The organism is Bradyrhizobium genomosp. I (2014) (assembly GCF_000261685.1).
Classification (GTDB): domain Bacteria; phylum Pseudomonadota; class Alphaproteobacteria; order Rhizobiales; family Xanthobacteraceae; genus Bradyrhizobium.
The window spans coordinates 1-20,449 of the sequence record NZ_AJQE01000316.1 but is presented as its reverse complement, the minus strand read 5'-3'; the positions used below and the strand labels follow the sequence as shown (position 1 = coordinate 20,449).

Annotated in this window: 19 protein-coding genes; 5 read left to right on the top strand and 14 right to left on the bottom strand. The window is 65.9% G+C overall.

Translation table 11 applies throughout. The annotated features are described in order from the left end of the window. Window positions 1–19: 19 nt before the first annotated feature. The 11 genes from IC50_RS28965 to IC50_RS28915 form a co-directional block, all read right to left on the bottom strand. Window positions 20–2,140, bottom strand: a complete 2,121-nt coding sequence (locus tag IC50_RS28965) for a sodium-translocating pyrophosphatase (RefSeq protein WP_035712808.1) — start codon at window positions 2,138–2,140, stop codon at window positions 20–22. A 312-nt stretch (window positions 2,141–2,452) separates the two neighbouring features. Beyond that, a complete protein-coding gene (gene thiL, locus IC50_RS28960) occupies window positions 2,453–3,472 on the bottom strand; it encodes a thiamine-phosphate kinase (RefSeq protein ID WP_035712806.1) in 1,020 nt (339 codons plus the stop codon). 174 nt (window positions 3,473–3,646) lie between these two features. After that, window positions 3,647–4,144 carry a transcription antitermination factor NusB gene (nusB, locus tag IC50_RS28955; RefSeq protein ID WP_035712804.1) on the bottom strand — a complete coding sequence of 166 codons (498 nt, stop codon included), beginning with the start codon at window positions 4,142–4,144 and terminating at the stop codon, window positions 3,647–3,649. Between the two features lie 4 nt (window positions 4,145–4,148). Next, the gene (ribH, locus tag IC50_RS28950) at window positions 4,149–4,640 is read right to left on the bottom strand and encodes a 6,7-dimethyl-8-ribityllumazine synthase (RefSeq protein WP_035712802.1); all 492 of its coding nucleotides are present in this window, start codon (window positions 4,638–4,640) and stop codon (window positions 4,149–4,151) included. Between the two features lie 172 nt (window positions 4,641–4,812). Further along, on the bottom strand, window positions 4,813–5,439 hold the full coding sequence (locus IC50_RS28945; RefSeq protein WP_035712800.1) for a riboflavin synthase: 627 nt from the start codon (window positions 5,437–5,439) through the stop codon (window positions 4,813–4,815). Then, window positions 5,439–6,587, bottom strand: coding sequence for a bifunctional diaminohydroxyphosphoribosylaminopyrimidine deaminase/5-amino-6-(5-phosphoribosylamino)uracil reductase RibD (ribD, locus tag IC50_RS28940; RefSeq protein ID WP_035712798.1), 1,149 nt, complete (start codon window positions 6,585–6,587; stop codon window positions 5,439–5,441). The genes IC50_RS28945 and ribD overlap by 1 nt, the downstream gene beginning before the upstream one ends. Next, complete coding sequence (gene nrdR, locus IC50_RS28935; RefSeq protein ID WP_011087793.1) at window positions 6,584–7,066, bottom strand: transcriptional regulator NrdR; 483 nt, start codon at window positions 7,064–7,066, stop codon at window positions 6,584–6,586. Before nrdR ends, ribD begins: the two co-directional genes overlap by 4 nt. A gap of 70 nt (window positions 7,067–7,136) precedes the next feature. Beyond that, a complete protein-coding gene (glyA, locus tag IC50_RS28930) occupies window positions 7,137–8,435 on the bottom strand; it encodes a serine hydroxymethyltransferase (RefSeq protein ID WP_035712796.1) in 1,299 nt (432 codons plus the stop codon). A gap of 274 nt (window positions 8,436–8,709) precedes the next feature. After that, the gene (locus IC50_RS28925; RefSeq protein ID WP_025036694.1) at window positions 8,710–8,931 is read right to left on the bottom strand and encodes a hypothetical protein; all 222 of its coding nucleotides are present in this window, start codon (window positions 8,929–8,931) and stop codon (window positions 8,710–8,712) included. A 38-nt stretch (window positions 8,932–8,969) separates the two neighbouring features. Next, the gene (locus IC50_RS28920; RefSeq protein ID WP_035712794.1) at window positions 8,970–9,206 is read right to left on the bottom strand and encodes a hypothetical protein; all 237 of its coding nucleotides are present in this window, start codon (window positions 9,204–9,206) and stop codon (window positions 8,970–8,972) included. A 100-nt stretch (window positions 9,207–9,306) separates the two neighbouring features. Further along, a complete protein-coding gene (locus tag IC50_RS28915; protein WP_035712792.1) occupies window positions 9,307–11,754 on the bottom strand; it encodes an autotransporter outer membrane beta-barrel domain-containing protein in 2,448 nt (815 codons plus the stop codon). A 321-nt stretch (window positions 11,755–12,075) separates the two neighbouring features. Here IC50_RS28915 and IC50_RS28910 point away from each other — a divergent pair, with 321 nt between their 5' ends. Next, the gene (locus IC50_RS28910) at window positions 12,076–13,080 is read left to right on the top strand and encodes a helix-turn-helix domain-containing protein (RefSeq protein WP_035712790.1); all 1,005 of its coding nucleotides are present in this window, start codon (window positions 12,076–12,078) and stop codon (window positions 13,078–13,080) included. 177 nt (window positions 13,081–13,257) lie between these two features. Here IC50_RS28910 and ldtR read toward each other — a convergent pair whose 3' ends face one another. Both ldtR and IC50_RS28900 read right to left on the bottom strand, forming a co-directional pair. Then, entirely contained in the window at window positions 13,258–13,776 is a 519-nt protein-coding gene (gene ldtR / locus IC50_RS28905; protein WP_018320040.1) for a transcriptional regulator LdtR, read from the bottom strand. Window positions 13,777–14,307: 531 nt separating this feature from the next. Then, complete coding sequence (locus IC50_RS28900) at window positions 14,308–14,811, bottom strand: DUF6163 family protein (protein ID WP_035712788.1); 504 nt, start codon at window positions 14,809–14,811, stop codon at window positions 14,308–14,310. Window positions 14,812–14,933: 122 nt separating this feature from the next. Here IC50_RS28900 and hemB point away from each other — a divergent pair, with 122 nt between their 5' ends. From hemB to IC50_RS28885, 3 genes are all read left to right on the top strand, one after another. Continuing rightward, entirely contained in the window at window positions 14,934–15,995 is a 1,062-nt protein-coding gene (gene hemB, locus IC50_RS28895; protein ID WP_035712786.1) for a porphobilinogen synthase, read from the top strand. Between the two features lie 145 nt (window positions 15,996–16,140). Continuing rightward, a complete protein-coding gene (locus IC50_RS28890) occupies window positions 16,141–16,680 on the top strand; it encodes an RDD family protein (RefSeq protein ID WP_035712784.1) in 540 nt (179 codons plus the stop codon). 119 nt (window positions 16,681–16,799) lie between these two features. Beyond that, a complete protein-coding gene (locus tag IC50_RS28885) occupies window positions 16,800–17,576 on the top strand; it encodes an arginyltransferase (RefSeq protein WP_035712782.1) in 777 nt (258 codons plus the stop codon). A 64-nt stretch (window positions 17,577–17,640) separates the two neighbouring features. On the opposite strand, the gene IC50_RS28880 is transcribed toward IC50_RS28885, so the two are convergent. Next, complete coding sequence (locus IC50_RS28880) at window positions 17,641–19,005, bottom strand: Nramp family divalent metal transporter (RefSeq protein WP_035712781.1); 1,365 nt, start codon at window positions 19,003–19,005, stop codon at window positions 17,641–17,643. Between the two features lie 167 nt (window positions 19,006–19,172). Between IC50_RS28880 and IC50_RS28875 the strand changes: the two genes are divergently transcribed. After that, complete coding sequence (locus IC50_RS28875; RefSeq protein ID WP_035712779.1) at window positions 19,173–20,417, top strand: MFS transporter; 1,245 nt, start codon at window positions 19,173–19,175, stop codon at window positions 20,415–20,417. Window positions 20,418–20,449 lie beyond the last annotated feature (32 nt).

Here is a 20,449-nt window from a genome sequence, read left to right as displayed (position 1 = left end):
TGCAAACGCGTGACGCCGCTCAGTGCGCCAAAATCGCCAGCAGCAGCAAGGCCACGATGTTGGTGATCTTGATCATCGGGTTCACCGCGGGGCCCGCCGTGTCCTTGTAGGGATCGCCGACGGTGTCGCCGGTCACCGCCGACTTGTGGGCATCGCTACCCTTGCCGCCGAAATGGCCGTCCTCGATGTACTTCTTGGCGTTGTCCCAGGCGCCGCCGCCGGAGGTCATCGAGATCGCAACGAACAGGCCCGTCACGATCACGCCGAGCAGCATTGCGCCCACGGCCGAGAACGCCGCCGACTTCCCAGCCGCGCCGCCGCCCGCGATCGCATAGATCAGGAAGTAGACCACGATCGGTGACAGCACCGGGAGCAGCGAGGGGATGATCATCTCCTTGATCGCCGCCCGGGTCAGCAGGTCGACCGCCTTGCCGTAGTCGGGCTTGTCGGTGCCCTGCATGATGCCCGGCTTCTCGCGGAACTGACGCCGCACCTCCTCGACGATAGCGCCGGCGGCGCGGCCGACGGCGGTCATGCCCATCGCGCCGAACAGATACGGCAACAGGCCGCCGAACAAGAGGCCCACCACCACATAGGGGTTGTTGAGCGAGAAGTCCGGATTGACGCCCGCGAAGTAGGGATGCTGCGCGGAGCCGGCGACGAAGAACTTGAGGTCCTGATTATAGGCCGCGAACAGCACCAGGGCGCCGAGACCGGCGGAGCCGATCGCGTAGCCCTTGGTCACCGCCTTGGTGGTGTTGCCGACCGCATCCAGCGCGTCGGTCGACTTGCGCACCTCCTTCGGCAGGCCCGCCATTTCGGCGATGCCGCCGGCGTTGTCGGTGACGGGGCCGAAGGCGTCGAGCGCGACGACCATGCCGGCCAGCGCCAGCATGGTGGCGGTCGCGATCGCGATGCCGAACAGGCCGGCGAGGCTGTAGGTGACCAGGATGCCGGCGATGATCACGAGCGCGGGCAGTGCGGTCGCTTCCATCGAGACGGCGAGGCCCTGGATCACGTTGGTGCCGTGGCCGGTGACCGAGGCCTGGGCGATCGACTTCACCGGACGGTAGTCGGTGCCGGTGTAGTATTCGGTGATCCAGATGATCAGCGCGGTGACGACGAGGCCGACCACGCCGCATTCGAACAGCGCCATGCCGGTGTAGTCGACGCCCTCGAGCTTGCCGAAGCCGATCAGGTAGTAGATCACCAGCGCGATGCCGATCAGCGACAGGATGCCGGTCGCGATCAGGCCCTTGTAGAGCGCGCCCATGATCGACTGGCTCGGCCCGAGCTTGACGAAGAACGTGCCGATGATCGAGGTGATGATGCAGATGCCGCCGATCGCGAGCGGCAGCGTCATCATGTTGGCGAGGATCGGCGTCTTGGCGAAGAAGATCGCAGCCAGCACCATGGTGGCGACCGCGGTCACCGCATAGGTCTCGAACAGGTCGGCGGCCATGCCGGCGCAGTCGCCGACATTGTCGCCGACGTTGTCGGCGATGGTCGCGGGGTTGCGCGGATCGTCCTCGGGAATGCCGGCCTCGACCTTGCCGACGAGGTCGCCGCCGACGTCCGCACCCTTGGTGAAGATGCCGCCGCCGAGACGGGCGAAGATCGAGATCAGCGAGGCGCCGAAGCCGAGCGCCACCATGGCGTCGACGACGGTGCGGCTATCGGGCGCGAGCTTCAGCGAGTGGACCAGGAAGCCGAAATAGAGGGTCACACCGAGCAGCGCGAGACCGGCAACCAGGAGGCCGGTGATGGCGCCCGCCTTGAAGGCGAGTTCGAGACCGCCGGCCAGCGACGTCGTCGCAGCCTGGGCGGTGCGGACGTTGGCGCGGACCGAGACGTTCATGCCGATGAAGCCGGCGGCGCCGGACAGGATGGCGCCGATGGCAAAACCGATCGCGACATAGAGCCCGAGGAAATAGGCAAGCAGCACGAAGATGACGATACCGACGAGACCGATCGTGGTGTACTGGCGTCGCAGATACGCCTGTGCGCCTTCGCGCACGGCACCTGCAATCTCCTGCATGCGCGGCGACCCCGCATCCGCGCCCAACACCGAAGACGTCGCCCAAATCGCGTAGACGACGGAAAGCACTCCGCAGAGCACTATCAACCATAATGCTGTCATGTGATTTTTGCCTCAGATCCTTGATGTACCCCCGGCGCCTTTGTTGTCCGTCGTGCGGTGCGGCGCCTTGATTTCGAACAAGGCCGCCCCTTGCCCAAAAGGGGCGGCCTTAGTCGGTCGCAAGCTTGCCAAAATCAAATTGAGGGTGCAACGCCGGATGAGGCCGAAAACGCCGATCTCGGCAGGTATTTAGGCCAAGTGCCGAGAACCAGGATGCCGTTTGGAGCGATTCTCACAGCATGATCCGGAAAAGTGCACAGCGGTTTTCCGAAAAGATCATGCTCAAACAGTGACCTGAAGCGCGATGACGATTCATCCTGATCGTATCGCGCTTTGGAAGTGGCTGTAGGACAGCCGCGTCAAGAGCAGTTCCTGGCCCTGCCCGTCCAGGAAGCGCGGCCGCTCGTACCCCTCCACGATCGTACCGATCGCGGTCACGGCAACGCCCATGGTCCGCCCCGCGGCAATCAGCGCGTCGCTTTGCGCCGGCGGAACGGTACACAGCACCTCGTAGTCATCGCCCCCCGCAAGCAGCGCCTCGATGCCGACGACGTTGCTTGCGAGCAGTCCGGCCGCCGCGGCCGAGAGCGGCACGCTCGTCACGTCGACCGAAGCCGAGACCCCGGACGCTGCACAGAGCTTGGTCAGGTCGCCAGCGAGGCCGTCGGAGACGTCCATCGCCGCGGTCGCGTGATCGCGCACCGCCTGCGCCAGCACGTTGCGCGGCTGCGGCACCCGATAGCGTGAGACCAGAAAATCCCGTGCAGCGGGATCGGATGTCAGCGCTCCGGCCGCAGCGCCGCCGCGGAGCACGTCGAGGCCGAGCCCGGCATCGCCGATCGTCCCCGTCACCAGGATGCGGTCGCCCGGCCTTGCCCCGGTCCGGCCGACCATCCGCCCCCGAGGCACGCGGCCGAAGGCGGTGATCGAGATCATCTGCGGGCCCGGCGTCGACACCGTGTCGCCGCCGAGCAGAGGACAAGCGAAGTTCTTTGCGTCCGCGCCCAGCGCGTCGGCAAAGGGACGGAGCCAGGCATCTTCCTGGCTGCGCAGCGCCAGCGTCAGCACGAATCCGGCTGGCATCGCGCCCTTGGCGGCGAGATCGGACAGGTTCACCCGCAGCGCCTTGCGCGCGATGGTGTCGGGCGGATCCTCGGCAAGATAGTGCACGCCCTCGACCACGGCATCGGTGGTGACGACGATGTCGTCGCCGGATGAGGACAGGACCGCGGCGTCATCGACCAGCCCGAACGCGCCGGGGTCGGTCGCCAGCGGCTTGAAATAGCGCGCGATGAGGGCGTCTTCGGCGGAGGGATTGTGCGGGTCTGCCACGTGCCTAGCCCCATTCTCCACTGTGATCCCCCGGCTTGACCGGACGATCCAGTATTCCAGAAGCGGTCGTGTGAACTCGATGGGCCGCGGCGTACTGGATCACCCGCCTCCGCGGGTGATGACAGCGGAGTATGGGGCAGCCATCGCGCATCAATTCACCGCCCTTGCGGGAAACTACCCCCGCCCGAACTCGTCGCCGCGAAACTGGCGGCCGATCTGGTCGAGCACCGCATTCACCATGCCGGTTTCCTCACGATCGACAAACGCGTTGGCGACGTCGACATATTCCGAAATCACCACCCGGCCCGGCACGTCCTTGCGATGCTGGAGCTCATAGGCTCCCGCGCGCAGCACCGCGCGCAGGATGGCTTCGATCCGCTTCAAGGGCCAGCCCTTCGACAGCGCCTCGTCGATCAGCGGATCGAGCTTCTTCTGGTCGCGCACAACGCCCGAGACGACGTCGCGGAAGAACGCTGCCTCGGCCGGCAGGTAAGTGTCGCCCTCGACCTCGTTGCCGAGCCAATGGCTCTCGAACTCGGCAAAGATGTCGTTGATGCCGGCCCCGGCGATATCCATCTGGTACAACGCCTGCACGGCTGCGAGCCGCGCCGCGCCGCGGCGGTTCGCTTTCTTCTCCGGAGCGCCCGCCGGCTTCTTGCTGTTGTCAGCCATGGCTTCAGGCCTGCGCCAGGCGGCGCTTGATGCGCAGCATCGCAAGCGCGGCGCGCGCGGCATCGCCGCCCTTGTCGAGCTCGCTGGCGCGTGCCCGCGCCCAGGCCTGCGCTTCGGTGTTGACGGTGAGGATGCCGTTGCCGAGCGGCAGCTTGCGCGCCACCGCAAGGTCCATCAGCGCGCGCGAGGATTCCTGCGACACGATCTCGAAGTGAATGGTGTCGCCGCGGATGACGCAGCCGAGCGCGATCACGGCGTCATAGGGCTTGCCGTTCGCCGCCGCGGCATCGACCGCGATGGCGACCGCCGCGGGGATTTCCAGCGCGCCGGGAACCGTGATGACGTCATGCGTCAGGCCAGCCGCCTTCAGTTCAGTCACCGCGCCATCCAGCAGCGCGTCCTGGAGATCGTCATAGAACCGCGCCTCGACAATCAGCGCGCGCGCGCCGGAAATGTCGGTCTGATCCTTCAGGGGTGCGCGCCGCGCGTCTGCCATCGTTCAATCCGTTTCGAAAGGGGTCGGCGCTATGTAGTCGCCGGAAGCATGTAAGCCAAGCTAGAAACCGTCATTCCGGGGCGATGCGATGCATCGAACTAGGGCGCGCCCTTGCGCACCCGAGAATCTCGAGATTCCGGGCCTGGTCCTGCGGACCATCCCGGAATGACGGCTACGCCGTCATTTCCGTCAGCCGCGCCGCGTAGCGGGCCATCAGGTCGACTTCGATGTTGACCTCGCCCCCCGCCTTCCAGCCGCCGATGGTCGTGACCGTCAGCGTGTGCGGGATGATCAGCACTGAAAAGGTCACGTCTGCAACTGTATTGACTGTCAACGAGACGCCGTCGAGCGTGATCGAGCCCTTGGTCGCGATGAACCGCGCCAGCTCGCGCGTCGTCGAGAGCACGAACCGCGCCATGTCGGGCAGATCCTCGCGGCTGACGATGGTGGCGATGCCGTCGGCATGGCCGGCGACGATGTGGCCGCCGAGTTCGTCACCGATCTTGAGCGCGCGCTCCAGATTGAGCCTGGTGCCCAGCTTCCAGTGCTTTGCCGTCGTCAGCGCCAGTGTCTCGGCGGCCGCATCGACGTCGAACCAGGTCCTTTGCTTAGAGTCCTTGCCGTCGGCGACGCCGGAGGCAACCACCGTCAGGCAGACGCCATTGCAGGCGATCGAGGCGCCGTCCGCAATGGTGGTCTGATCATAGCGGCAGGCGATGCGCAGACGGTGCAGCTGCCCCTGCGCCGTGGGCGTGAAGCTGACGATCTCGCCGATATCGGTGACAATGCCGGTGAACATTACGCACGCTCGTAGATGGTGAGAGTATCCTTGCCGAAGGTCTCGCTAGCATGAAGCTTGTAGGCCGGCGACTGCGTGATTTTCGACAGGGGCAATGCATCGAGCGCATCGACGCCGCCGGAGCCGACCTCTTCCGCGCCGCGGAACAGCCAGGTCTCGTCGACGAGATCGGCCGCAACGAAGGACGCGGCGACACGGCTGCCGCCCTCGACCATCAGGCGGGTGATGCCCTTCTCCGCCAGAGCGTGCAGCACGGCCGGAAGGTCGAGTCCGGACGAGCCTCCCCGCGACATGCGGATCACTTGCGCACCGGCCGCGCCAAGCCGCATGGCGGCAGCGGCTTCGGCGAGCTCAGAACCCACCACCCAGAGCGGCGTCTCGCGCGCCGATCGCACGAGCTGGCCCGATGCGGGAATCCGCAGGCTCTGGTCGAGCACCACGCGCACCGGCGAGCGCGCCGCCATGCCCGGCAGGCGGCAGGTGAGGAGCGGATCGTCCGCCAGCACCGTTCCGATGCCGACCAGGATCGCATCGCTGTGCGCGCGAAGGAGATGCACGCGGTCGCGCGCCGCTTCGCCCGTGATCGCGACCGGCTTGCCGCCGGCCGCGCCGATCTTGCCGTCGGGCGAGACCGCGAGCTTGAGGATCACGTGCGGACGGTGATCCCTGATGCGGCGAAAATGCCCGGCATGGTCGAACGCAGCCTCCGCCGCGCAAAGACCCACATCCACATTGATGCCGGCGGCGCGCAGGCGCGCATGGCCCTGGCCTGCGACCTCGGGATTGGGATCCTCGATCGCCGCCACCACCCGCTTGATACCGGCGGCGATCACCGCGTCGGCGCAAGGCGGCGACTTGCCGAAATGCGAGCACGGCTCCAGCGTGACATAGAGCGTGGCGCCCCACGCCGCCTCGCCTGCGCGCAGCAAGGCCTCAGGCTCGCCATGCGGCCGTCCCCCCGGTTGCGTCCAGCCGCGGCCGACAATCACCCCGTCCTTGACGATGACGGCGCCCACGGCCGGATTGGGCCAGGTCCGCCCCTGCCCGCGCCTACCCAGCGAGAGCGCCAGCTCCATGAAACGGCGATCGGCATCCCTGGCCTCGCGGGCCTTCTGCGCGAACTGATCCTCCAGGATGCGGAAGATCATTTGCGGATCGCGGCCAGCCGCGCTTCCTCCTCGCCGGAGAGCTCGCCGAGCACGTCGGCGAAATCCTTGGCCTCGCGGAAATTGCGGTAGACCGAGGCAAAGCGCACATAGGCGACGTCGTCGAGCGTGCGCAGATGCTCCATCACGGTCTCGCCGATCACCTCCGAGGAGATCTCGGCCTCGCCCCCGGTCTCGAGCTCGCGCACGATGGTGGAGACCATCTTCTCCACCCGCTCCGGCTCGACCTGCCGCTTGCGGAGCGAAATCTGCACCGAGCGCATCAGCTTGTCGCGATCGAACGGCACGCGGCGGCCGTTGCGCTTGATCACCGTGAGCTCGCGCAGCTGCACGCGCTCGAAGGTGGTGAAGCGGAAATTGCAGGCGACGCACACGCGCCGCCTGCGGATCACGGACGAGTCTTCGGTCGGACGCGAGTCCTTCACCTGCGTATCGAGACTGTTGCAGTTCGGGCAGCGCATCCGTCGGACCCTTATTTTCGCATGATCTTATCGGAAAACCGGTATCCACTTTTCCGGATCATGCGGCGCCTTACTGGTAGATCGGGAACCGGTCGGTGAGCGCCTTGACCCGTTCCTTGATCGCAGCTTCCACCAGCGGCGCCTTGCCGTCGGAGGACTGCGCGATCGCATTGAGAACCTCGGCGATCATGCCGCCGACCTGCTGGAATTCGGCCACACCGAACCCGCGGCTGGTTGCCGCCGGCGTGCCGAGCCGAATCCCTGACGTGACGAAGGGCGACTCGGGGTCGAACGGAATGCCGTTCTTGTTGCAGGTGATGGCCGCGCGGACCAGCGCCTTCTCCGAGACGTTGCCCTTCAGGCCCTTCGGCCGGAGATCGACCAGCATCAGATGATTGTCGGTGCCGCCGGAGACGATATCGAGACCATGGCCCTTCAAGGTCTCTGCCAGCGCCTTGGCGTTCTCGACGACGTTCCTGGCGTAGACCTTGAAGTCCGGACGCAGCGCCTCGCCGAAGGCGACCGCCTTCGCGGCGATCACGTGCATCAGGGGACCGCCCTGCAGGCCCGGGAAGATCGCCGAGTTGAGCTTCTTGGTCAGCGTCTCGTCATTCCACAGCATGAGGCCGCCGCGCGGACCGCGCAGCGATTTGTGCGTCGTGGTGGTGGTGACGTGGGCATACGGCACGGGCGAGGCATGCACGCCGCCGGCGACGAGCCCGGCGAAATGCGCCATGTCGACCAGCAGGTACGCCCCGACGCTGTCCGCGATCTCGCGGAAACGCTTGAAGTCCCAGGCGCGCGAATAGGCCGAGCCGCCGGCGATGATCAGCTTCGGCTTGACCTCCTCGGCCTGCCTGGCCACCGCATCCATGTCGATGATCTGGTCCTCGCGGCGCACGGTGTAGTGCGCGGCCTTGAACCACTTGCCGCTCATGTTGACGGGCGAGCCGTGGGTGAGATGGCCGCCGGCCGCGAGATCGAGACCCATGAAGGTGTCGCCGGGCTGGAGCAGCGCCAGGAACACCGCCTGGTTCATCTGGCTGCCGGAGTTCGGCTGCACGTTGGCGAAGTTGGCGCCGAACAGCTTCTTGGCGCGATCGATCGCGAGGTTCTCGGCGACGTCGACCCACTCACAACCGCCGTAATAGCGCGCGCCCGGATAACCCTCCGCGTACTTGTTGGTCATCACCGAGCCCTGCGCTTCCAGCACGGCCCGGCTGACGATGTTCTCGGAGGCGATCAGCTCGACCTCGTGGCGCTGCCGGCCGAGCTCGCCCTTGATGGCGGCGGCGATTTCCGGATCGGCCTGATCGAGCGAGGCGGTGAAAAACGAATCGGGCGCAGAGGCGGTCTTGGGTGCGGTCATCTTGCGAATATCTCCAACGCCGCAGCCTTTTGGCGGGCTACGGGCAGGTCTGGTGTGGCGATCGGAAGCGGCGAGCGCGATCTACCACATCGCCCGCAACAGGCCAAGCATTTGCGGGTCGGGCCTGATATTTATGCAAGATATGGTGGGGGATTGGGGGTTTTCGGCGCGGGAGCGGTTCCATGGAACCACTCCGCTGCGATACTGGACCAGGGCCGCTTTGAGCCTCTTCTCTCGCCAAGAGCCGCTGGCCCCGGCCCGGCCCGGCGTCGTTTCACAGCCCCGTATACCCCGCCTTCACCGGGTCGACGCTGCCGTCGAGCTGCCGCAGATAGGTGAGGCCGCACACGGTCAACCTGTGGGTGTCCGTCTCGCCGGCTTCCATCAGGATGTTGAGGTAGTTCGTGACCTTTTCACGCGCCTCGGCGCTCGCCGCGGCGGTGCGGTTGGCGAGCAGGTCATAGGTCTGCATGATGCGGTCAATGGCGGCTTCCATGGCATCCTCTGGTTCGTCGCTGTTTTGGGAGTCTTTGATCAGGCAATCGCCCTGGCCTCGGTCTGCGCCTGGAACCGGGCGATCGCCTTGTTGGCGAGCCTGATCTTGTTGGATTCGCCGCGCTGGAGCAGCTTGACGATGAAGCCGAGCAGGCGTTCGTCGGTGACCAGAGAGTCGGGGATCGCGCCGGAGCGGCGAAGATAGTTCGCGGCGATGCCGTAGGCCTCGCTGACGAGTTCCACATTCATCGCCTGCAACCCGCGCTCGACCAGCATCGCACCCTCCGGTTGGGGGGAATAACGGCGAAGCGCGGAACTGGTTCCGCAGACGAGCGATTTTTTTGCAAGTGCGAACTGCGACCGACGGCGGCGTTTCCTACCAGGTCACGCGCGCGCCGCCCTTGCAGAAATAGGTGCGCGAGACATCGTTGGTATAGGTCGCCTCGCCCAGCGCAAACAGCGTGAGCCGCCCCATCTGCCAGTCGATGCCGGCGCTGCCGTAGCCGCCGGCGACGCTGCCGCGGTCCGACGTTGCTGCGACGAAGTTCTGCCCGAGCAAGACGACGTTGAGCAGGCCGCCCGCGCTGCGCTGTTGCGCGAGCGCACCGGCCGAGACTCGCGCGGTCACGCGATGTCCGTTGGCGAGCGTCGCGCTGTTGGCGAAAGTGAGTTCGGCACGCTCCTCCCAGGCCTGGAAGTCGCGGCCGGGGACGCTGACATTGGCAAGGCCCGCGCCCGTCTCGGTGTAGCCGCCGAAATGCGCCGCCACGTAGCGCACTTTCACCGCCGGGGTGATGGTGAAACCGCGCCCGTCGACGTCGAGGCGGCGTCCGAACATCAGCGCCGGATTGACGAACCAGCCGCCATAGGAAGCCGTTGCCGTCGCGACGGCGAGACCGCCCCCGATATTGCGCTGGCTGGTATTGTCCAGGCTTCCGCCAATCACGGACAGATCGAGGAAGGTGCCGCCCCAGATCTTGCGGCCATAGGCACCGCCGAACACCGTGTCGGTGCCGGTGCTGCCGGCATTGAAATGAAGGTTGGTCTTGTTGGCGCTGCCGCCCGCCAGCACACCGAGCCTGAGGTCCGGACCGACGAGGCGCTCATAGCCGACGGCACCGCCATAACCGGTCGTGGTCCCGCCGATCAAGGCGTCGCTGTTGTCCTGCTGGCGCTGGCCGCCGAAGGCCTTGGCCCAGACCGCGTTGCCGTCGCCATAGCTTGCGCTCGCCGCCTTGAGAACGGGCGCGCGGACATATCCCGGGGCATCCGAGGGGAAGCTGGCGAACGCATCGAACGGGGACGCCGAGCTTTCCGTTGCGGCAAAGGCGGTGGCCCCGCCCGCGCCGGGCGTGAACACCGGCGCATCGGGCAGGACCGACGCGATCCAGCCGGTGATGTCCATGATGGCGCGGTTCTGGGCGCCGACGCTGGAGAGATCGGCAACGATGATCTGGCTGGGCGTAACCACATAGGGTTTGCCGGCGGTGGTCACGGTCGACAGCGTCTTGTCAAAATTGGCCGTGTTCAGGATCCAGCTTCCCGGTCCGAACCTGACCGTGTCGGCACCGCCGCTGAAATCGACCACGCCTCCGAAGCGCGCGCCGGGAAGCACGGTCAGGCTGTCGGACTGTGCGGGTGTCGTCGCTCCGAACTGGATCGCCGTCCCGCCCGCGCCGATGATCGTGCCGGAATTGACCACGCTGCCGGCGGCGCCCGAAACCACGCCGACACCGGAAGGCCCGGTCCCGACGATTGTTCCCGAATTGACGACGTTGACGCTGCCATTGAACGCGCGAGCACCCGCGCCGCTTCCGCTGATCGAGCCCGAGTTCGTCAGGTACAGATTATCGTTGCTCGCCGAGATACCCGCCGAATGGTCCCCGACGATCGTGCCCGAATTGGTAACGCTCGCCGTCTGAGAGGCAATGACGCCTTCCCAATAGCCGCGCAGCACCCCGGAATTCGTGATGTCCACGTTGCTGCCGCTCACGCCGGAGCCGTTGTTCGCGATGATCGTGCCGGAGTTGGTCACCTTGGCATTGCCGGCAGAAATGGCCGGGCCAGATCCCGTGACGATGATCGATCCCGAATTGGTCACGTCGATATTGCCGCTCGAGAAAGGCCCTGCTCCGGCAGCCGTGATGGTGCCGGAATTGACGAGCGTCAGACTGGTCAGCGCGTACATGGCGCTGCCGGAACTCCCCAGCATCGACATCGTACCCGAATTGATCACGACGGCACTGCCGCTGGCGGCCCGGATCACAGCCGCCTGGGCGACGATGGTGCCGGAATTGGTCACGAAGGCGTCGCCACCGACGAGGATCCCGTAGGACTTGCCGGAGATGCTCCCCGAATTGACGACGGCGGCGTTCTGGCCGGCATAGACGCCCTCGAAGGGGGCGGTGATGGTACCGGAATTGGTGACGGTGACGTTGGTGCCGCCCCGCACGCCGTCACCGTTGAATGACGAAATCGTCCCGGAATTCGTCACGACCGCAGTCCCGCTGGAGGCGACGCCGTACAGGCCGCTGAGCACCCCGGAATTCGTCACGGTGACGCTGCCGATGGCCTCGATGGCGGACAGGTTCGTGCCGGTGACCGTACCGGAATTGACGACCGATCCACTGTTGAACCTGATGCCGTAATTGGTGCCGGTCACCGTCGCACCCTGGACGACGGTCACGCCGAGATTGTTGATCAGAGAGGTGCCGAAGCCATTCGGATTGTCCTGGTTGACGGTACTGCCCGTACAGGTCGCCGAGACATTGTCGGCGGCCGCGGGGGTGCAGACCGCGTGAGCCGGCGCCGCGAACAGCGTCATGGCGGCAAAAGCCGCGAGCGCCCCAGCAAAGGAAACAGCCCCCGCGCATCGGCGCCCGGACCAATGCGGAAAGTGACCGGGAGCGGCTTGCAACGGATAGGGAGAGGGCATCTGCAAAAGGCCTTGAGCGTCAAATCACTTGCGACCAATAGGTTGCCGGCACGGCATCGTAAACGGATTCGGGCTCTGCGAAGCGCGGCAGATCGATTTTGAATTCAGCGGTCAAGTCTTCCGGTCCAGGAAGTCAAATTCTTCTTCGGCGCGCGTCGGGCGCCGTTCTATAACGGCCCTCGAAAGACGTTGGGATTTCACCGGCAGATCATGTCCACCCCCATTCCCGTGCTGCATTTCGACACCAAAGATCTTCCAGAGCAGGACAGATTCGACATTTGGCGTTCGAGCATCGCCACGCATCGGGTGAGCCGTCTCGAGCCTGACGCTCCGTTCGAGGCCATCGTGGATGCCTGGACCCTGGGCGACATGGTCGTGACCCATTCCCGGATCGGCGCAGCCAGGATGGCGCGGACCGCCGAGATGGCGAAGGCCGACGGGCTCGACGTGATCCAGGTCGTCTTCCTCAAGACCGGCACGGTAACCTTCACCGACGACGCGCCCTCCCCGCGCACGATGCGGCAGGGCGAACTGGCCGCATTCGATACGCGCCGCGCGCTCGTGACCGAAAGCTCGGCGCTGGATTGCGTCACCTGCACCATTGCGCGGCGCGCCTTCGAGCGCACCGGCTACGATCCCGCCACGCACGGACTGATCATTGACGGAGCCTGGGGCCGCCTCGTCGCGGATTTCCTGTTGTCCTTCGTGCAGCAACTCGAGGAGATGAGCGTCAACGATGCGGCCAGCCTGTCCGCCGCATTCGTGGGATTGCTGACGACGGCGATGCGCGCAAGGCCGCCGAGCGTCGACGGCGCGAGCGGCAGGTCGGTGACATTGGTCCGCGAGCGGGCCGAGGCCTATATCGACCAGCACCTCGCCTCCGACAAGCTCGACATCGCGGCGATGAGCCGGGCACTGGCGACGTCGAAGTCCAACCTCTATCGCGCTTTCGCCAATTCCGGTGGCGTCACGGCCTACATCCGCAAGCGACGGCTCGAGACGATCCACGCCCGCCTGAACGCGGGAGAGCCGCTTGCGATTTACGATATCGCCAGGGAATACGGTTTTGCCAGCGCGGCGCATTTCAGTCGCGCGTTTCGCAAGCAATTCGGATTCAGCCCGCGGCGCGCGCGCCTCGGCGGCGTGTCGGCCCCGGTCGACGCGGCCGATGACGACGTCGCACTGTTTCGCCAGTGGGAGGAACGTTTGCGCTGATGGGCGCGCGGGCTCGCTCGACGTGGAGATGCTGCTCTGCGCATCGGAGTTGCGCGCATGCGCGAACGGCGCACCAGTCCGAACAGGCGGACCGGCGCGCTTGGGGAAGTCGGACTTTCGTTCGGGAGGCTGCCGGTCTTGTTGCGGGCCGGCTTGGCCTTGATCCCTTCAGAAAACTCAGAGCCGATACAGGATCTGGTCGGTCCAGAACCGCTCGAGGCGGTGCAGCGACTTGTTGAGGGTCGAGAACTCCTCGCCGGAGATGCCGCCGACCTGCTCCACCGTCTTGACGTGCTTCTGGTAGAGCGCATCGACGATGCGACGGACTTCCTGGCCCTGCGGGGTCAGGCGAATGCGCACCGAGCGGCGATCGACGCGCGAGCGCTGATGATCGAGGAAGCCGAGCTCGACGAGCTTCTTCAGATTGTAGGAGACGTTGGAGCCGAGATAGTAGCCGCGCGTGCGCAGCTCGCCCGCGGTCAGCTCCTTGTCGCCGATGTTGTAGAGCAGGAGCGCCTGCACCGAGTTGATGTCCGCGCGGCCGCGGCGATCGAATTCGTCCTTGATCACGTCGAGGAGCCGGCGATGCAGCCGCTCCACCAGAGTCAAGGCTTCCAGATAGAGCGACTGCACCGAACCCTGCTGGCCGGAGACGCGCTCTGCGGTATCTGCCGCAGTTGCGACGGCTTTCATCATGACACTTCCCCTGTTGTCGTTTTTATCGACACTTATTCGACGAAACTTGTGTCCCGCCTGATAGGTGCAACTTAAGGGGCGCGTTTGAAGATCGGCTTAAATAAGAGAATAAAGAGATCATGAATTTAAGACAGTGAATTGCGGATTAAGCCTGTGCCACAAGCACTTTTCGAAAGCCTCTGTTGACCTTCGCAAGGTCCTGTTCACCCTCCGTCCGCCCCAGTTGTCGCATTCCAGAACAGCCCCGCCCCGTTTCGAAACGAGCGCGTAACGGCTGTGGCGGAACCGGCTGGTCAATGAAAACTTACCGCGAATTTTAGGCAACCAGCGGTCAACCAAACACAACACTCTCATGTCCCGGACAAGCGCAGCTCTTGGCAACGCGCAGCGTTGTCCAGGGCGGAGCGCAGAGCCGGGACCCAGATGTTTCAACGCGAGATTTCGGAGAGATAGGCCCCTGCTCTGCAGCGCACCGCTGAAGGGCGCTGCGCTGCGTCCGGGGCACGAGAGTGTGCGTTGTGGTCGTCCCCGCTACGGCGGCCGTTCGCGCGCGGCCATCCAGGCGAGCGCAAGATAGGCGGCAAGCATGAAGACCTCGACGCCGACCACGACGAGACTGCCGCCATAGATTCCCGGGAACATCAGCTCGATCACGGCCATCGACACCACGGTCGTCAGCCACACCACCGCGCCCCAGGGCGTGGCGAGCCAGAGGCCGACGGCGGCCACGAGCTCGATCACGGCGAAGTAGACGGTCGCGGCCTGCCAGGCCATCGACTGGTTCTCGAACGCCTCGTCCTCGCTGCCGACGAAACCCGTCACCTGCGCCCAGTGATAGAGACCTTTCAGGATCGAGAGCAGCGCCATCACCCGCAGGAACAGCACCAGCCGGCGCGTCCAGACATTGTCGTCCGACGCGGCGCGCTCCGACGAGATCGCCGCCACCGACAGCGCACTCTCTCTGGCATTGTCTCGGGCGGCGTCCCTGGCGTTGGCGCCGTCGCGGGCCGCATCACGGGTGGAGATCTCGGACATGGCCCCTTCTGGCTGGTTCGCCCCGCAAAATCAATCGGCTGCCATCCCTTGCGGCAGGTCAAGCCGCGGTGACGGGAACCGTGCGAGCTGGTATAAGAATAATTCCAGCCGGAGGAAGAGTGATGGCGATCAAATACGGACGTCCGATCGAATTGCGCGAGGTGTCGCGCCGGGATGGCGGGGCAGCCTCCCCTGCCCTCGATCTGACCGTCCGGCCCCGCCGCAACCGCAAGGCCGAGTGGGCCCGGCGCATGGTGCGCGAGAACGTCCTCACCACCGACGATCTGATCTGGCCGCTGTTCCTGATCGACGGCCACAACAAGCGCGAGCAGGTCGCCTCGATGCCGGGCGTCGACCGCCTCAGCGTCGACCAGGCCGTGCGCGAGGCCGAGCGCGCAATGAAGCTGACCATTCCTTGCCTCGCGCTGTTCCCCTACACCGACCCGTCCCTGCGCGACGAGGAAGGCTCGGAAGCCACCAATCCGAACAATCTGGTCTGCCAGGCGGTGCGCGCGATCAAGAAGGAGTTTCCCGAGATCGGCGTCCTCTGCGACGTCGCGCTCGATCCCTTCACCAGCCACGGCCATGATGGCCTGATTTCCGACGGCAGGATCCTGAACGACGAAACGGTCGCGGTGCTGGTGCGCCAGGCGCTGGTGCAGGCCGAAGCCGGCTGCGACATCATCGCGCCCTCCGACATGATGGACGGCCGCGTCGCCGCAATCCGCGAGGGGCTGGACCGCTCTGGTCTGCTCGACGTGCAGATCATGGCCTATGCGGCCAAATATGCCTCCGCCTTCTACGGCCCGTTCCGCGACGCCATCGGCTCGGCCAAGACGCTGACCGGCGACAAGCGCACCTATCAGATGGACAGCGCCAACAGCGACGAGGCGCTGCGCGAGGTCGAGCTCGATATCGCCGAGGGCGCCGACATGGTGATGGTGAAGCCCGGCATGCCCTACCTCGACGTGGTCCGCCGCGTGAAGGATACATTTGCGATGCCGACCTTCGCCTATCAGGTCTCGGGCGAATACGCGATGATCGCAGCCGCCGCCAACAACGGCTGGCTCGACGGCGAACGTGCCATGATGGAGAGCCTGCTTGCCTTCAAGCGCGCCGGCGCCGACGGCGTGCTGAGCTATTTCGCGCCGAAGGCAGCGGAGAAGCTGCGGACGCAGGGGTAAGGTGCCGCAGACTGGGCGCCAAAGCCTCGCCTCATCGCCCCCGAATCGCCGGAATATTTCGGCTAGTTGACGTCCGGGTGCCCTTGGCACGGCGATGACCTGTTCCCATGTCCTGCTACGGGAGAACTCTCCTTGGGAGACGGACATGTCGTATTCGGATTCGGGCAATACGTGGCGCAATGACGGCGGGGTTCAGCCGCACGCCTACGATCCCTACCTGCATCCGGAACTGTTCCGCGGCGTGGCGACGCGGCGCGTGTTTGCGTTCCTGATCGACATGGTCGTGATCTCCGTTCCCGTCATCCTCGGCTACATCTTCATCGCGCTGTTCGGCGTGGTTACGCTCGGCATCGGCTGGGCACTGTTCTGGATTGCCTGGCCGGCCTCCGTCGTCTGGGCCATCGTCTATTACGGCGCCTGCATCGGCGGTCCGTCGTCGGCAACGATCGGCATGCGGGTCATGGACCTGGAATTGCGCACCTGGTATGGCGCGCCCGGCTACTTCGTGCTCGGCGCCACCCATGCCGTGCTGTTCTGGGTCACGGTCTCGTTCCTGTCGCCCCTCGTGGTGCTGGTCGGCCTGTTCAACGGCCGCCGTCGTCTGCTGCACGATTTCGTGCTGGGCACGGTCGTGATCAACAATTCCGTTCGCGCCCCCGTGCCTCAAGCGGCAAGACCGTACTGATCAAGAACTTGTCAACCAGGACCGACTAAGCTGCGTGATCTGACCTGCCGAGCAGACCGATTGACCAGGGGCTTCCGTAGCGCGATGCTGATGCTCACTTCGGAGGCCCACGACGTCCCTTGACCCAGCACTCGCGCGACACCCCCCAATTTTACCTCACGGCGCCCTCGCCCTGCCCCTATTTGCCCGGCCGGCACGAGCGCAAGGTGTTTACGCACCTCGTGGGTGACCGCGCCGGCGATCTCAACGACCTTCTCACCCACGGCGGCTTCCGCCGCAGCCAGTCGATCGCCTACCGGCCGGCCTGCGACCAGTGCCGCGCCTGCGTCTCGGTCCGGGTGATCGCCAACGAGTTCCGGCCTTCCCGCAACTTCCGCAAGGTCATGGCGCGCAACGCCGACATCATCGGCGAGCAACGCAGCGCAGTGCCCACCTCCGAGCAATATTCGGTGTTCCGCGCCTATCTCGACGCCCGCCACCGCCACGGCGGCATGGCCGACATGACCGTGCTCGACTACGCCATGATGGTCGAGGACAGCCACGTCGAGACCCGCATCATCGAGTACCGCAAGCGTGGCCCCGACAGCGGCCTCACCGGCCGCGGCGAGGAGCTGATCGCGGTCGCCCTCACCGACGTGCTCAGCGACGGCCTGTCGATGGTCTATTCGTTCTTCGAGCCGAGCCAGGTCAGCCGGTCGATGGGCACCTTCATGATCCTCGACCACATCGCCCGCGCGCGGCGCCAGGGCCTGCCTTACGTCTATCTCGGCTACTGGATCGAAGGCTCCAAGAAGATGGACTACAAGGCCCGCTTCCTGCCGCAGCAGCGCCTCGCGCCCTCAGGCTGGCTGCGCATCGACGCGCAGGGTGACTCTGCGTCCGAGCCGCAGGATTGAAGAGGCGAATGGTGAGTGGCGAATAGCGATCAGAACGCCATTCGCCACTCACCATTCGCGCTTCTCACCCGAACAGCGTATCCGCCAGCAGCTTCAGATTCAAAACCACGATGACGCCCGCGACGATCCACGCGATCGCGGCGACGGACACCGGGATCGCGAACTGGCCCATCTTGCGGCGGTCGGAGACGAAGCGCACCAGCGGGATGACGGCGAAGGGCAACTGCATCGACAGCACGACCTGGCTGAACACCAGCAGATCCGCCGTGCCGCGCTCGCCATAGATCGCCGTGACGATGATCACGGGAACGATGGCGATGCCGCGCGTCAGCAGGCGTCGCGCCCAGCTCGGCAGGCGCAGGTCGAGAAAGCCTTCCATCACGATCTGGCCGGCGAGCGTCGCCGTCACCGTCGAGTTGAGTCCCGAGGCGAGCAGCGCCACCGCGAACAGCGTCGAGGCAATGCCGAGGCCGAGCAGCGGCGACAGCAGCTCGAAAGCCTGGCCGATCTCGGCGACATCCGAATGGCCGCTTCCGTGGAAGGTCGCGGCGGCGACGATGAGGATCGCGGCGTTGATGAACAGCGCCAGCATCAGGGCGATGGTGGAGTCCGTCGTCGCCCATTTGATCGCTTCGCGCCGGCCGGTGTCGTTGCGCTCATAGGCGCGCGTCTGCACGATCGAGGAGTGCAGGTAGAGATTATGCGGCATCACAGTCGCGCCGATGATGCCGATCGCGATGTAGAGCATCTCGGAATTGGTGAAGATCTCGGTCTTCGGCACGAAACCGTGCAGCACCTCCGCGACCGGCGGCGCGGCAGCCACGATCTGGACCGCGAAGCAGACCGCGATCACCGCCAGCAGCGCGATGACGAAGGCTTCCAGGAAACGGAAGCCGCGGTTCATCAGGAGCAGCAGCAGGAAGGCATCGAGCGCGGCGAGCAATGCGCCGCCGATCAGGGGAATGCCGAACAACAGCTTCAGCGCAATCGCCGTGCCGATCACCTCGGCGAGGTCGCAGGCGATGATCGCGGCCTCGCAGGCGATCCAGAGCAGGAAGTTCACCGCCGGCGAATAGGTCGCCCGGCAGGCCTGCGCGAGGTCGCGGTCGGTGACGATGCCGAGCCGCGCGGCCAGCGACTGCAGCAGGATCGCCATCAAATTCGAGAGCAGGATGACCGAGAGCAGCGTGTAGCCGAACCTCGAGCCGCCGGCGAGGTCGGTCGCCCAGTTGCCGGGGTCCATGTAGCCGACCGAGACGAGATAGCCCGGACCGACAAAGGCGAGCAGCCGCCGCCACCAGCGGCCGGCGGCCGGAATGGCGATCGTGGAATTGACCTCGGCGAGGCTCTTGGTGGTGGGCGCATCATGGCGCCAAGCGGTGGCGTCTGGGCTCAAGGCGGGGGTCAGGTCGGGCGATCTTGCATCCATGGGGGGGACAATACCGAAGTCAAAGCTTATTGCAACTCATTTGCAACTGCATGTAGCCGCATCGAGCCCCGATGCGGCGGTTATCCGCGGTCCTGTCGGAAAGCGGGTGGGTTGGCCACCCGCAGGAACGGATACTGGCGCCAACTCGACTCTGCAGGAAATGAGCCATGTCAAATCCGCCTCGCCTCCCCGACACCTTCAACCGTCTCGCCTGGTCCAACCTCGCGGCGCAGTCGGCCGAGCAGGTCGCATTGGCCGCAGCCCCCATCGTTGCCGTGCTGACGCTCGGTGTCGCGGAAGGCCAGACCGGCCTGTTGCAGACCGCGCTGACCCTGCCCTTCGTCCTCTTCGCCATTCCGGCCGGCCTGCTCGCCGACCGCGTCTCGCGCCGCTCGCTGATGGCGGGAGCCGAGGCGCTGCGGGCAGCGGCCCTTGCCGCCATCGTGCTGCTGCTCGCGCTCGGCGCCCTCAATCTGCCGCTGCTGGCTCTGCTCGGCTTCACTGCGGTGTGCGGCACCGTCGTCTACAGCGTCGCCGCGCCCGCTCTGGTGCCCTCGCTGGTGAGCGCGGACCTCCTGTCGGCGGCGAATGCCCGGATCGAGCTTGCGCGCACCATCGCCTTTGCAAGCGGGCCCGCGCTCGGCGGCGCGCTGGTGGGATGGTGGGGCGCGAGCCCGGCCTTCGGCTTTGCCGCGGCGCTCTCGGCCATCGCCGTGGTCCTGCTCTCCGGCATCTACGAGCCCGCGCGCTCGCCGGTCCCGCGGCGGCATCCGTTCCAGGACATCCGCGAAGGCGCGGCCTTCGTGTTCCACCATCCGCTGCTGCGGCCGGTGTTCATCACCCAGTTCATCTTCAACACCGGCTGGTTCCTGCAGATCGCGGTGTTCGTACCCTACGCCGTGCGTCATCTCGGCCTGACCGCCGCCGGGGTCGGCACGGTGCTGACGATGTACGGTGTCGGCATGGTGATCGGCGCGCTCCTCGCCACGCGCGTGATGCGGCGCATCGCCTTCGGCACGGTGGTCGGCCTCGGCCCGGTCACGGGCTTCGTCGCCGCATTGGTGATGGCGCTGACGGTGCTGCTCCCCTCGCCCTGGCTCGCAGGCCTCAGCTTCTTCCTGCTCGGCGTCGGCCCGATCCTGTGGGTGATCTCGACCACGACGCTGCGCCAGTCCGTGACGCCGCCGCGCCTGCTCGGCCGCGTCTCCGCCATCAACATCATGAGCTACGGCGCCCGCCCGCTCGGCTCAGCGCTGGGCGCAATCGTCGGCGGCCTCTGGAGCGCGGAAGCGTGCCTCTATCTCGCCGCCGCCGTGTTCGGCATGCAGGCGCTGGTGATCCTGCTGTCACCGGCCGTGGCGCTCGACCGGCAGCCGGACATGGTGGGGGATGAGGTGGCGGTGAGTTGCTAGCTGCGCCGTCATTGCGAGGAGCGTAGCGACGA